This is a genomic window from Solirubrobacter soli DSM 22325 (assembly GCF_000423665.1).
GTDB classification, from domain to species: domain Bacteria; phylum Actinomycetota; class Thermoleophilia; order Solirubrobacterales; family Solirubrobacteraceae; genus Solirubrobacter; species Solirubrobacter soli.
This window is the reverse complement of record NZ_AUIK01000009.1, coordinates 575,188-587,332: the sequence shown is the minus strand read 5'-3', so window position 1 is coordinate 587,332 and position 12,145 is coordinate 575,188. Positions and strand designations below refer to the sequence as shown.

The window sequence follows — 12,145 nt, the reverse complement described above, 5'->3', positions numbered from 1 at the left end:
GACTAGGTGTCCTGCCCGCGGAGTTAGTGGACGCGGGTGATGGGTGCTCGGCCGCCTGCGGCGCTGTGAGGTCGGTAGCGGTTGAAGTATCGGATGAATGAGCTCAGGGCGCGGTCGCGGGTGGCGCTGTCGGGCCAGAGGCGGCCGTGGGCCCATTCGTCTTCGAGGGTGCCGAAGAAGCGCTCGATCTTCCCGTTCCAGCGCGGCGTGTAGGGCGGGATGAGGATGTGACGGGCGCCGAGCTCGCTGAGCGTGTCGCCAAAGGCGTGGCTGCGCGAGTAGCACTTGGCGTTGTCGCTCATGACCGCCTCCACGGGGCCGCAGCCCTGCTCGAGAAACCAGCGCGCGGCGCGGCGCAGCACGATCGAGACGTTCGCGCCGTTCTCGGCGCTGTGCAACTCGGCATAGACCAGGCGCGTGTGATCGTCTTGGACGGCGATCACGACGGTCTTGCCGAGGTTGCGCGCCCGGTCGTGCTTGTCACGATCGCCGGTCACGCGATGCCCGGGCGTCAGGAATTTCGGGGCGCTGTAGGCATCGATGTGCAACAGCGCGCCGGGCTGGCTCCACTCAAAGCGCCGAAAAGTCTGCCGCCGGCCGCGCCGGCGACGCGACACGCCGTGGCGCCAGAGCACCTTCCAGATCGTTGAGCGGTGCCGACCCGTCAACGCCGCCAGCCGCATCGGGCCCCAATTGGTGCGCTCCCGCGCTCGCACGATCAGCGCTTGCTCCTCACCGCTCAGCTGCCACGGACACGACGCAGGCACCGGACGCCGCGGCGCCAGACAGCTGAAGTCCGCCCGCCCGGCCTCGTCGGCCTGCGCCCACCGATCAGCCTGCACCTTCACCGTCGTCGGCGAACACGCCATCGACCGCGCGATCGAACGCAACGACTCCCCGGCCTCGCGACGACGGACCATCTCGATCCGCGCCGCCAGTCCGAACCTGCATCTACGGTCTTGCACTGTCCGGTCCCTTTCCACTCGCTGAGCTGGCTCGCACCTCTCAGCGTCCGGCAGGGACCGGACAACTCTCCCCTAGATCAATTGATCACTGTCCAGCAAGACCGCGGGCAGGACAACTAGGCCCTACGGAGAGGGAGGGATTCGAACCCTCGGACGAGGTTGACCCCCGTCACACGATTTCCAGTCGTGCCCGTTCAGCCGCTCCGGCACCTCTCCAACGAACGCGCGACAGGCTAGCGCGGTTTCAGATTTGCCATGCCCCATCCACCAGAACGGGCACTCGCTCGCCCTCGGTGGTGATGCCGGTGACGGTCAGGTCGGGGCGGCCGATCATGAAGTCGATGTGGATGTCGGACTCGTTCATGCGCGAGGCCGTCTCCTCGTCGGCGGCCAGGAACGGGAAGGCGCGGCCGAGCGCGATGTGCGAGGCCGCGTTCTCGTCCAGCAGCGTGTCGTAGAACACGGTGTCGAGCGCGCCGATCCGGCCCTCGCGGTCCACCAGCGCGACCTCGCCGAGCCGCGCGGCGCCGTCATCGCGCGTGATGATCGTGCGCATCGTCTCCTGAGCGGTGCTCGCGTCGAGCTCGACGACGCGGCCGTGCTCGAACTTGACGACGAGGTCGCGGACGACCGTGCCGTCGATCAGCACGAGCGGCTTGGAAGCGCTGACCACACCGTCCACGCGGGTGGGGTCGGGCGACGTGAAGACCTCCTCGGTGGGGAGGTTCGGCATGTGCGGGATGCCGTCGGCGGTCGAGAAGCGCGCCGCCTGCCACATCGCGCCCTGGAACAGGCCGACGGTGAAGTCCGTGCCCGGACCGCTGTAGTGGAGCGCGTCGAAGCGGCGGTCGGTGAGCTTGCCGGCCACCTCGACGAGGCGGTCGGCGCGCGAGCGCCACGCGGCCACCGGGTCCTCCTCGTCCAGCCGCAGGACGTGCAGGAGCTGCTCCTCGAGCTTGGCGAGGGCGGCGTCGGGCTCGAGGTCGGGGTGGACGAGCTCCGCCCACGCCTCGGTCGGGCCCGGCAGGATCGTCCAGTTGATCTCGCGGCGGCTGACGACCTCGCCGGTCTCGCGGATCGCGGGCAGGCGGTCGCGGCCGGCGCGGACCGGGTCCAGGTCGTCCATCAGACCGGGGGCGACGGGGCCGGAGAGCGTGATCGCGGAGCCGCGCTCGCGGCCGATCGTCAGGATCCGGTCGCCGTACCACGGCGGGACGTACTCGATCGAGTCGTCCGGCGCGTGCTCGATCCGCGCCCGCTTGATCCAGGGGTCGAACCAGGCGAGGTCGACGAACTTCGCCCCCTTGACGTACGCGCGCTCGGCGATCGCCCGCACGAGCCGCTCCTTGCCCGGCGCCCCGCTCAGCGAGACGACCTGTCCCGGCTGGACGTTGGCGCCGAAGTCGACGGCGAGCTCAGCGAAGCGTGCGAGGGTGACATCGTCCATGGCACGGCGAGCGTAGCTGGTGCGAGGATGCAGCCGTGCCACCGCGCTATCGCCACGTCCTCGCCGCCTACGACGGCTCACTCGACGCCGACCTCGCGCTCGCCCACGCGGTGGCGATCGCGCAGGTCTCGCGTGCGCGTCTCGCGCTCGTGACGGTCGTCCCACCGCCGCCGCTGCTGTCCTGGCAGGCGCCGGGCGGGACCAAAGGCATCCACGACGCCCAGCAGAAGGAGTTCGACCTGCGCCTGCGCGCCGCCGCCGATGGGGTGCCGGACGACCTCTCGGTGACGACGCGGCTGCTCGACGGAGACCCGGCGCGCGAGATCCTGCGCGCGGCCCGTGAGGGCGACCACGACGTCATCGTCATGGGCTCGCGCGGGCGTGGGCGGGTGAGCGCGGCCGTGCTCGGCTCGGTCTCCAACCACGTGATGCACGAGTCCGACGTGCCGGTCATCGTCATTCATCGCCCGTCCGGCGACGACGGCCCGGACCTCGCGGCGTGACGGAGCCCGGCCACCGCCTGCACGGGTCCAGCCGATCGATCTCGGGCATCCCGGGTGTGGCGCCGTGAACCGATGGACGGTCCTGGATGCGCCGTGCAACCTGGGGCTGCGCCCGCCCGCGCCGGGCTTCGAGCCGGGCGTGCGCCGGCTCGCCGACGCGCTGCGGGCGTGCGGCCTCGTCAAGCGGCTGGATGCGGTGGACGGCGGCCGCGTCGACGCACCCGCCTACGTCTCGGTGCCGGTCAACCGCGCGGCGCTCGCGGGCTACACGGAGACGCTCGCCGACCGGATCGGCTCGCTCCTGGACGACGGCGCACGCCCCCTGGTGCTCGGCGGCGACTGCTCGATCCTGCTCGGCGCGACGCTCGCCCTGCGCCGGCGGGGGAGGTTCGGCCTGCTGCACGTCGACGGTCACCTCGACTTCCGCCATCCGGGCTGGTCCGGCGGGATCGGCGCGGTCGCGGGCGAGGATCTCGCGGGGGTGACGGGACGGCTCGAGCCCGAGCTGTCGGACATCGGCGGGCTCGGCCCGTACGTGCTCGACGCCGACGCGGTCCACCTCGGCGACCGCGAGGAGGACCCGGGCGAGCTGGAAGCGGTGGCGGCGACCGGCATCACCGTGCGCGGGTTGCGCGAGCTGCGCGCGTTAGGTCCTGTTGTGCCTGACGTGCCGTACTGGCTGCACGTCGACGCCGACGTGATCGACAGCGCGCTGCTCCCCGCGGTCGACTCCCCCGCCCCGGATGGGCTGACGTTCGACGAGCTCTCCTCGCTGCTGCGGGAGGTCGCGGCGGGCGCGGTGGGGGTCCAGATCACGGTCTTCGATCCCGACCTGGACAGCGACGGCTCGCAAGCGCGAGCGCTGACCGACTGCCTCGTCGAAGGTCTCGCTTAAGGATTCTTGACACTCAGTCGATACGTATGAACGCAGTGACCGCCCCGCGCGGTCCGTTCGACTACGACCTCTGGAGGACAGACAGGATCACCTGAAGGCCGCCAGTGCTGCGTTGCCGTGCGCCCCCGACGGGCACAGCATCCAGCGCGACCACCGCCGTGCCCCGTTGTGGCCGGCGTTCAGCGGCAGGCTCCCGCCCGGGCCAGCTGGAACACGCCCCCGAGCAGAGACAGCACTTCGTGCGGTCCGTTTCTATGCAGTTCCGCCGTCTCGGCAGCGTTGCCGCTGCCTGCGCCACGATCACGCTCGCCTGCAGCGCGAGCGCCTCCGCCGCCGCACCGCCGGCCGCCGCTCCCGCCGACTGCGCGCACACCTTCACCGTCGCCGCGCACCGCGACTACGCCAAGCGCGTGTTCCAGCGGGCGACCATCTCACGCGATGCGAAGCACCGGCTCGCGAAGATGCGCCACTGCCAGGTGCAGGGCGGCAAGGCGCTCCGCGCCACGCATCGCACCGAACGCCGGCTCAAGCGCTGGCGCGCCCTGTACCACTGCACGCAGTCGAAGGTCGTCAACTGCATCCGCGACGCGACCCGCGTCTACGGCGGCAGCTTCGCCCACAACGTCGCCTGCGCGCGGTCCGAGTCAGGCTTGAGCGTGTACGCGCGCAACGGCTCGGGTGCAACCGGGCTCTTCCAGTTCATGCCCTCGACCTTCTCGAGCACGCTCGCGAGGATGGGCGTCGGCGCGAAGTCGATCTACTCCGCGAAGTGGCAGGCCCGCGCGGCCGCGTGGAAGTTCAGCCACGACGGGTTCGGGGAGTGGAGCGGCGCAGGCTGTTAGACCGCCCGCAGGTAGGCCAGGACCGCGAGCACGCGGCGGTGGGCGCCCTCGTTGGAACGGACGCCGAGCTTCGTGAAGATCGCGGTGATGTGGCGCTCGACCGCGCGCTCGGAAAGGAACAGGCCGCCGGCGATGCCGCGGTTGCTCTCGCCGGCCGCCATCCGCTCCAGGACGTCGCGCTCGCGGCCCGTAAGCGACGCGATCGGGTCGCCGCGCCGGCGGGTGAGCATGTTCCCGACGACCTCGGGGTCGAGCACCGAGCCGCCGCGGGCCACCTCGCGGATCGCGTGGGTGAGCCGCTCGGGTTCCGCGATCCGCGACTTGAGCAGATAGCCCGCGCCCGCGAGCCCGGTGAGGTGCGACGCGTCCGCGTGATCGGCGAGCAGCAGGAGGCGCACGCCTTCGAGCTGCCCGCGGATCATGCCGGCCATCCCGGCGTCGGCGACGGCGACGTCGGGTCGATGGCCGCGGACCTTGCGCAGCAGCGTGAGAGGGTCGCCCGCCTCGCCGACGACGTCCATGCCCGCGTCCTCCACGAGCCGCGCGAGGCCGGCGCGCACGAGCAACGACGGTTCGCCGACGACGACCCGCATCACTCGGCGTAGAGGTTGAGGACGAGTTGGACCGCGGCGTCGGCGCTGGCGGGGTCCGGCGTGCCCCCCGCGGACGCGCTCTCGATGGCGACGCCGAGGATCGCGGCCCAGAACCCGCGCGCCTCCTCGGCGGGGTGCGCCCTTATCTCCCACCCGCGCTGGACGAGGTTCTCCACGACCGCGCGCTCGCCCTCGGCGTGCAGCCGCGCGAACGTCTCGCGCACCCGCGGCGCCAGGTCCTCGCGGCGGCGGACGAGCAGCGCGGCCTCGACGAAGGTCGGCAGCGCCGGGGACCGGAGCGCGGTGTCGACCATCGCGCGCACGTAACCGCGCGGCGTGCGGGTGCGACTCCCCGCCCGCTCGACCTCCGTTGCGGCGTGCAGGACTCCGCGACACGCAGCCTCGACGAACAGCGCCTCCTTGGAGCCGAAGTAGTACGTCACCTGGCTCGGAAACGTGCCCGCGGCCTGTGCGATGTCGGTCTGCGAGACACCCGCGAGCCCGCGTCGCGTGAAGAGCTCCGCGGCCGCGTCGAGCAGCGCGCGGCGGGTCTGCTGCCCGGCCGCGCGGGTCGCTCGTGGGTGCGGACGGGTCGACACGGCGAACATTGTCTGTTGGACAAACAAGGGTGTCAAGGGCGCGGTCGTATTCCACGGGCTCTCCCTACCGTGGTTGGCGGTCGACCGCCACAGGGCGGCGGAATCCTCCATGGCGCGCCCCGGAGCGTCGGGGGATGGTGGCCTCATGCTCCTGTCCCACGCTCGCGGCGGTACCGACATCCCGCTGCTCCACGAGACGATCGGCGCCCGCTTGCGCCGGACCGTCGCCATGTTCCCGGACCGTGAGGCGCTCGTCGTCCGCCACCAGGACTACCGCGCGACCTACGCGGAGCTCTGGCTCGACGTCGACCGCGCCGCGCGAGCGCTCGTGGCGAACGGCGTGCACGTCGGCGACCGCGTCGGGCTCTGGTCGCCGAACCGCTACGAGTGGGTCGTCATCCAGTTCGCGACGGCCCGCGTCGGCGCGATCCTCGTGACGATCAACCCCGCGTACAAGGCCGCCGAGCTGCTCCACGCGATCAACCAGGCCGGGGTCACCCTGCTGATCCATTCCGCCGGCTTCCGCGACACCGACTATGTCGCCATGGTGGACGAGATCCGCCCCGACTGCCGGGCGCTCCGCGACACGGTCGTCCTCGAGGACGACTGGGAGCCCTTCCTGGCCGAAGGCGACCGCGTCAACGCCGTCGAGCTCGTGGCGCGCGAGTTCTCGCTGCACCCGGACGACCCGATCAACATCCAGTACACCTCGGGGACGACCGGCGCGCCGAAGGGCGCGACGCTCTCGCACCGCAACATCCTCAACAACGCCTACTTCGCCGGCTTGACGGCGGGCTACAGCGAGCGCGAGCGGATCTGCGTGCCGGTGCCCTTCTACCACTGCTTCGGGATGGTGCTCGGCAGCCTGGCCGGCGTCGTGCACGGGGCGTGCACCGTCGTCCCGGGTGAGTCGTTCGACGCCGCCGCGGTCCTGGCGTGCGTCGAGGCCGAGCGGTGCACGGCGCTCTACGGCGTCCCGACGATGTTCATCGCCGAGCTCGCCGAGCCGGAGTTCGACCGCTACGACCTCTCCTCGCTGCGCACGGGGATGATGGGCGGCGCGCCGTGCCCCGCCGAGGTCATGCGGGCGGTGCGCTCGCGCATGCACATGAGCGAGGTCGCGATCGTGTGCGGGATGACCGAGACCGCACCGCTCTCGACCCAGACCACGCCCGACGATCCGGTCGCCAAGCGCGTCGAGACCGTCGGCCGGCCCCACCCGCACGTCGAGGTCAAGGTCGTCGACCCGGAGACGGGCGACACCGTGCCGCGCGGCGTTCCCGGCGAGCAGTGCACGCGCGGGTACGGCGTGATGCTCGGCTACTGGAACGACCGGCTCGCCAGCCGCGCCGCCATCGACGAGGACGGCTGGATGCACACGGGCGACCTCGCGGTCATGGACGCCGACGGCTACCTGAGCATCGTCGGCCGCATCAAGGACATGATCATCCGCGGCGGCGAGAACATCTACCCCCGCGAGATCGAGGAGTTCCTGCACGGCCTCCCGGGCATCGCCGACGCGCATGTGATCGGCGTCCCGAGCGAGCGCTACGGCGAGGAGGTCATGGCGTGGGTGAAGCCGCGCGCCGGCTTCACGCTGCGCGCGGACGAGCTGATCGCCGCGTGCCGCGGGCGGATCGCGTCGTTCAAGATCCCCGCCCACTGGCGGATCGTCGACGAGTTCCCGATGACCGTCACCGGCAAGATCCAGAAGTTCCGGCTGCGTGAGCTGGCGGCGACGTGACGTGCGCGGTGTGCGGTATGGGCCTCGACGGCGAGCCGGTGGCGCACGCCTCGTGCGTCCCGGCTGGGCTGCTGCGCGAGGCGGCCCTGACCGTCCTCGAGCTGATCGCGGTCGCCGCGACGCCGATGATCGTCGTGTGGGCGGGCTAGGCCGGGGCGGCAATCCTCCGGATCACCGGAGGGTGGTTGGCGGTTGACCGCCACACGACGGCGGAATTCCCTACGGCGACGGCCTCCGCGGACCGGGATGGTTGGCGCATGCACCTGTCCTACGTCCGCGGCGGCACCGACGTCCCGCTGCTCGCCGAGACGATCGGCGCCCGCCTGCGCGCGACCACGGCGCTCTTCCCCGACTGCCGGGCGGTCCCGGGCGGCGTGACGTACGCGGAGCTGTGGCGCGACGTCGACCACGCCGCCCGCGCGTTGATCGCGAGCGGCGTGTACGTCGGCGACCGCGTCGGCGTGAGCGTGTCGGACCGCTACGAGGCGTTGGTCGCGCGGTTCGCCGCGGTGCGCGTCGGCGCGATCGTCGTGTCGGCGCATCGTGGCGACGACCTGGCGAAGGCGGGCGTGACGGTGCTCTTCCATGCCGGCGGGCCGATCGGCCGCTGCCGCGAGATGGTCTCGCTCGACCGCGGCTGGGAGCGCTTCCTGGCCGCCGGCCCGGGCGTCTCCCCGGTCGAGGCGCTGACCCGCGAGTTCCACTTCCATCCCGACGACCCGGCGCTGATCGTGCGCGGCGCGACGTACACGCACCGCGCCCTGGTGAACCGCACCGCGTCGGTGCTGCGCTCGCTCGACGATCCTGGTGTCGCGGTGCTCGGGCGGGTTCCGCCGTGGGTCGAGGTCAAGATCGTCGACGCGTACGGCGACACCGTGCCGCGCGGCGTGGTGGGCGAGCAGTGGACGCGCGGCTACCACGTGATGCTCGGCCACTGGAACGAGCGCGCCGCCGTCGTCGACCCCGACGGCTGGCTGCACACCGGCGAGGTGTGCGTGATGGACGCCGACGACGTCGTCAGCCTCGCCTGGTCGCCGGCCGTGCGCGTCGCCTGAAAGGCCGGGGGTGGGCGACACGGAGGTCCACAGCGGACCCTCTCGTCGCCCACCCCCCTCGCTGTCGCGGGCTAGTCCGTCTGCTCGCAGAGCGGGTCGTCGTTGACGTAGTTGCCGATCGTGCTGTGGCAGCTCGGCGGCTCCGTCTTGGTCTTCGTGATCCCGGCGTTCGCGGCGGGCGCGAGGAGGGCCCCGGCGACCATGAGGCCGGCGCTGACGGCGAGAATGCGCGTGCGCATCCGTGCTCCTTTGGTGGGTGATGGTGGAGTGCCGCAGGTGCGGGCCTCAGTGCCCTCCTGCGCTGTCTGAGACGCCCGCGAGCCGCGCCTATTCCGGTATCGGAGATTTCACCCGGGTGAATTGCAACCCTGCTTGTAGGACCGCCGACGGTGGCCGGTAGGTTCCGGCCATGACGACGCTGCTGGCCGAGGGCGAGGCACTGATCGTCCGCTGCGACGAGTGCCGGCGGTTGTGGCCGGTGACCCGCGGCCGCGTGGAGTCGCATTGGCAGTACGACGAGGAGGCCGACCTCCATCTCTGCCCCGTGTGCGCGGACGAAAGAAGCCGCGACCCCGCGGCTTGAGCGGGATCGCGGCTCTGAAGCGGAGGGGGAGGGATTCGAACCCTCGGTGCAGGGGTTACCCACACAACGGTTTTCGAGACCGCCCGATTCAACCACTCTCGCACCCCTCCGGGCGTGCGAACCGGGAGGGTAGCGAGTCAGCGGCGTCGTGCGGCGAAGAAGTCGAGGAGAAGCGCCGCGCACTCGGGCTGGAGCACGCCGCCGATGACCGTGGGGCGGTGGTTGAGGCGGGGTTCGGCGAGGATGTCGAGGACGCTTCCCGCGGCGCCCGCCTTGGGGTCGGCCGTGCCGTAGACGACGGTCGGGATGCGGGCGAGGACGATCGCCCCCGCGCACATCGCGCACGGCTCGAGCGTGACGTAGAGGGTGGTGTCGAGCAGGCGCCAGGAGCCGATCGCCTCGGCGGCCTGACGGATCGCCAGCATCTCCGCGTGGGCGCTGGGGTCCTGGAGGAGCTCGCGCTCGTTGTGGCCGCGTCCGACGATCTCGCCGGACGGCCCGAGGATGACCGCTCCGACGGGGACGTCATCATGGTCGAGCGCTTGCTTGGCCTCGGCAATCGCGAGCCGCATCCGCGGCTCGTGCTCATTTAGTGGCGAAGTTGACACGAAGAATCCACAAACGGGGGTTGTTCCGGAACTTCCGACTGCCGATCATGTTGTAGGAGCCAGCGGGCCAGCCGACCGACCAACCCACCGCCCCGCCGCCCCGACGCCCGCAATGCCTTCGCGCTCCTCCCTGCTCTCCGCCTTCCTGTGCGCTGCCGCGCTCGGCGCCGCGATGGCGCCCGTGGCGATGGCGGGAGACGCCGCGCGGGGCGCGGCGGGGACGAGCGGCGCGAGCGCGGCCGGGACGAGCGGCGCGGGCGCGACGAGCGGCGCGGCGGGCGCCACCAGCGCGGCCGGCGGCGCGAGCGCGGCCGGCGCCGCCAGCGCGGCCGGCGCCACCGGCGCGGCCGGCGCCACCGGCGCGGCCGGCGCCACCAGCGCGGCGAGCGGCGCGAGCGCGGCCGGCGCGCTCGCGAACGCCGCGGGCGGGTTCGTCACGCCCGCCGAGCCCACCGAGCGGTATCGGCCCCGGGAGGTCGTGGTCCGCTATGCGTCGGCGCACGCGGCGAGCGCCGGCGCGGTGCCGCAGACCCGCGTGCTGAAGGTCCCGAAGGGGCGGTCGGTCGCGCAGTACGCTCGCGAGCTGCGCAAACGCAGCGGCGTCCTCAGCGCCACCGCGAACTACGTCGCGCACATCTCCGGCTGGGTGCCGCCGGACCCGGGCAACGCCAACGTGCCCGCGGGCTGGGCGCAGCTGCAGTGGAACTTCCTGCCGGAGACCGGCGTCGACGCGCCCGACGCGTGGCAGCACCTGATGAACGTCGGGCGCCCCGGCGGCGCGGGCGTGACCGTCGCGGTGGTGGACACCGGGATCGCGTACTCCAACCGCGGCCGGTTCCGCCGCTCCCCCGACTTCTCGCCGTACCGGTTCGTCAAGGGCTACGACTTCGTCGGCGACGACCCCTACCCGAACGACGACAACGGCCACGGGACGCACGTCGCGGGGACGATCGCCGAGGGGACGGGCAACGCGATCGGGCTGACCGGGCTCGCCTACGGCGCCAAGCTGATGCCGGTGAAGGTGCTCGACCGCGACGGCGAGGGCGACTCCGGGCGCATCGCGCAGGGCATCCGCTTCGCGGCGGACCACGGGGCGAAGGTGATCAACCTCTCGTTCGAGTTCCCGACGGACATCACGCGCTCGCAGATCCCGAACATCCTCGACGCGATCCGGCACGCCAAGGAGAAGGGGGTGCTCGTGGTCGGCGCGTCCGGCAACGCCGCGGCGGCCGCGGTCGCGTACCCCGCGCGCTCGAACGACGTGCTGTCGGTCGGCGCGACCACGCAGCACGCCTGCCAGGCCGACTACTCCAACGAGGGCACGGACCTGGACATCGTGGCCCCGGGCGGCGGGGTCGACAACGCGCTGGCGGACGACCCGAACTGCCGCCCGAGCGAGCCCGCCGGCATGGACATCTTCCAGATGACCTTCCGCCACACCAACGGCTTCCGCCAGTTCGGGCTGCCGCGGGGCTTCATCGGCACGTCGATGGCCGCGCCGCACGTCTCGGCGACCGCGGCGCTCGTGGTCGCCTCCGGCATCCTCGGCCCGGACCCCTCACCCGACGCGATCGAGCGCCGCCTGGAGACGACCGCGCGCGACCTCGGCCCGCCCGGCAAGGACCCGCACTACGGCGCGGGCCTGCTCAACGCCGCCGCGGCGACCGATCCCGCAATCCCCGTCACATAAGGGGACATCCCCTCCGCCCCACCCCGATCATCCGACCTTAAGGGCGGCGCTACGTCGTCCTGATGATCAGGACCGAACACGGAGCGTGATGCGACACCTTGTTCGGCACCGAGCCCAGGAGGAAGCGGCGGGCGCCGGTCATGCCCTTGTTGCCGACGATGATCAGGTCGGCGTCGCGTTCCTCGGCGACGTCGAGGATCGCGTCGGCGGGTGAGCCCTCGCGGGCGAAGGTCTCGACCTCCACGCCGGCGGCGCGGACCAGGTCGGCGGCGTCGGACAACGTCGCGTCGACCTCCTCGCGCGGGTTGACCATCCACTGCAGGTCCGCGGGGGTCTGGCGCGCCTCGTCGCGCAGGCGGGCCTTGGACACGGGCTCGTAGGCCGAGACGACGCACAGGGCGGCGCCGACCGCCTTGGCGAGGTCGATCGCCTCGTCGACGGCCTTCTTGGCCGTGTCCGAGCCGTCGGTACCCACGACGATGGATCGGAACATGAGCGCGATCATAGGTCGCGGCCGTGCCGCGACGCGCAGGTTCAGAGCTTGATGGCGGCGATGATCAGGCTCGCGATCACGCAGACCACGATGATCACCTGCATAGCGATCCAGAGGCGGGTCATCCG

Annotated in this window: 15 protein-coding genes and 2 tRNA genes; 8 read left to right on the top strand and 9 right to left on the bottom strand. The window is 72.0% G+C overall.

Features of this window, described 5'->3' with window-relative positions:
• Window positions 1-23: 23 nt before the first annotated feature.
• The 3 genes from G569_RS47050 to G569_RS0109915 form a co-directional block, all read right to left on the bottom strand.
• Window positions 24-683 carry an integrase core domain-containing protein gene (locus G569_RS47050; RefSeq protein ID WP_169542108.1) on the bottom strand — a complete coding sequence of 220 codons (660 nt, stop codon included), beginning with the start codon at window positions 681-683 and terminating at the stop codon, window positions 24-26.
• Window positions 684-1,091: 408 nt separating this feature from the next.
• Window positions 1,092-1,181: transfer RNA gene (locus G569_RS0109920), tRNA-Ser, on the bottom strand.
• Window positions 1,182-1,209: 28 nt separating this feature from the next.
• On the bottom strand, window positions 1,210-2,412 hold the full coding sequence (locus G569_RS0109915; protein ID WP_053226115.1) for an aminopeptidase: 1,203 nt from the start codon (window positions 2,410-2,412) through the stop codon (window positions 1,210-1,212).
• 35 nt (window positions 2,413-2,447) lie between these two features.
• Here G569_RS0109915 and G569_RS57625 point away from each other — a divergent pair, with 35 nt between their 5' ends.
• The 3 genes from G569_RS57625 to G569_RS0109900 all read left to right on the top strand — a co-directional run bounded on the left by G569_RS57625 (window position 2,448) and on the right by G569_RS0109900 (window position 4,652).
• Window positions 2,448-2,915, top strand: coding sequence for a universal stress protein (locus G569_RS57625; protein WP_053226114.1), 468 nt, complete (start codon window positions 2,448-2,450; stop codon window positions 2,913-2,915).
• A 64-nt stretch (window positions 2,916-2,979) separates the two neighbouring features.
• On the top strand, window positions 2,980-3,810 hold the full coding sequence (locus G569_RS0109905) for an arginase family protein (protein ID WP_028063299.1): 831 nt from the start codon (window positions 2,980-2,982) through the stop codon (window positions 3,808-3,810).
• Between the two features lie 254 nt (window positions 3,811-4,064).
• A complete protein-coding gene (locus tag G569_RS0109900; RefSeq protein WP_028063298.1) occupies window positions 4,065-4,652 on the top strand; it encodes a transglycosylase SLT domain-containing protein in 588 nt (195 codons plus the stop codon).
• On the opposite strand, the gene G569_RS0109895 is transcribed toward G569_RS0109900, so the two are convergent.
• Together G569_RS0109895 and G569_RS47040 are read right to left on the bottom strand one after the other, a co-directional pair.
• Window positions 4,649-5,245 carry a response regulator transcription factor gene (locus G569_RS0109895; RefSeq protein WP_028063297.1) on the bottom strand — a complete coding sequence of 199 codons (597 nt, stop codon included), beginning with the start codon at window positions 5,243-5,245 and terminating at the stop codon, window positions 4,649-4,651. The two genes, G569_RS0109900 and G569_RS0109895, sit on opposite strands and share 4 nt — an antisense overlap.
• Window positions 5,245-5,844 carry a TetR/AcrR family transcriptional regulator C-terminal domain-containing protein gene (locus G569_RS47040; protein ID WP_169542107.1) on the bottom strand — a complete coding sequence of 200 codons (600 nt, stop codon included), beginning with the start codon at window positions 5,842-5,844 and terminating at the stop codon, window positions 5,245-5,247. The genes G569_RS0109895 and G569_RS47040 overlap by 1 nt, the downstream gene beginning before the upstream one ends.
• 145 nt (window positions 5,845-5,989) lie before the next feature.
• On the opposite strand from G569_RS47040, the gene G569_RS47035 reads away from it, so the two are divergent.
• The 3 genes from G569_RS47035 to G569_RS0109875 all read left to right on the top strand — a co-directional run bounded on the left by G569_RS47035 (window position 5,990) and on the right by G569_RS0109875 (window position 8,643).
• Window positions 5,990-7,588, top strand: coding sequence for an AMP-binding protein (locus G569_RS47035; protein ID WP_053226113.1), 1,599 nt, complete (start codon window positions 5,990-5,992; stop codon window positions 7,586-7,588).
• The gene (locus G569_RS62390; protein ID WP_157591927.1) at window positions 7,585-7,737 is read left to right on the top strand and encodes a hypothetical protein; all 153 of its coding nucleotides are present in this window, start codon (window positions 7,585-7,587) and stop codon (window positions 7,735-7,737) included. Before G569_RS47035 ends, G569_RS62390 begins: the two co-directional genes overlap by 4 nt.
• Before the next feature lie 108 nt (window positions 7,738-7,845).
• Window positions 7,846-8,643: an AMP-binding protein gene (locus G569_RS0109875; RefSeq protein ID WP_028063296.1), complete on the top strand. Its 798-nt coding sequence runs from the start codon at window positions 7,846-7,848 to the stop codon at window positions 8,641-8,643.
• Window positions 8,644-8,714: 71 nt separating this feature from the next.
• Here G569_RS0109875 and G569_RS62385 read toward each other — a convergent pair whose 3' ends face one another.
• On the bottom strand, window positions 8,715-8,882 hold the full coding sequence (locus G569_RS62385; RefSeq protein WP_157591926.1) for a hypothetical protein: 168 nt from the start codon (window positions 8,880-8,882) through the stop codon (window positions 8,715-8,717).
• A 170-nt stretch (window positions 8,883-9,052) separates the two neighbouring features.
• On the opposite strand from G569_RS62385, the gene G569_RS62380 reads away from it, so the two are divergent.
• On the top strand, window positions 9,053-9,226 hold the full coding sequence (locus tag G569_RS62380; RefSeq protein WP_157591925.1) for a hypothetical protein: 174 nt from the start codon (window positions 9,053-9,055) through the stop codon (window positions 9,224-9,226).
• Window positions 9,227-9,246: 20 nt separating this feature from the next.
• Here the strand turns inward: G569_RS62380 and G569_RS0109860 are convergent.
• Window positions 9,247-9,336 (bottom strand) — tRNA-Ser (locus G569_RS0109860).
• A gap of 27 nt (window positions 9,337-9,363) precedes the next feature.
• Window positions 9,364-9,834, bottom strand: coding sequence for a tRNA adenosine(34) deaminase TadA (tadA, locus tag G569_RS0109855; RefSeq protein WP_306764999.1), 471 nt, complete (start codon window positions 9,832-9,834; stop codon window positions 9,364-9,366).
• A gap of 112 nt (window positions 9,835-9,946) precedes the next feature.
• Between tadA and G569_RS57620 the strand changes: the two genes are divergently transcribed.
• Window positions 9,947-11,524 carry a S8 family serine peptidase gene (locus G569_RS57620; RefSeq protein WP_053226112.1) on the top strand — a complete coding sequence of 526 codons (1,578 nt, stop codon included), beginning with the start codon at window positions 9,947-9,949 and terminating at the stop codon, window positions 11,522-11,524.
• A gap of 49 nt (window positions 11,525-11,573) precedes the next feature.
• Here the strand turns inward: G569_RS57620 and G569_RS0109845 are convergent, their stop codons facing one another.
• Window positions 11,574-12,017 (bottom strand): universal stress protein, encoded by a 444-nt coding sequence (locus G569_RS0109845; RefSeq protein ID WP_028063294.1) that lies wholly within the window; start codon window positions 12,015-12,017, stop codon window positions 11,574-11,576.
• Between the last annotated feature and the right edge of the window lie 128 nt (window positions 12,018-12,145).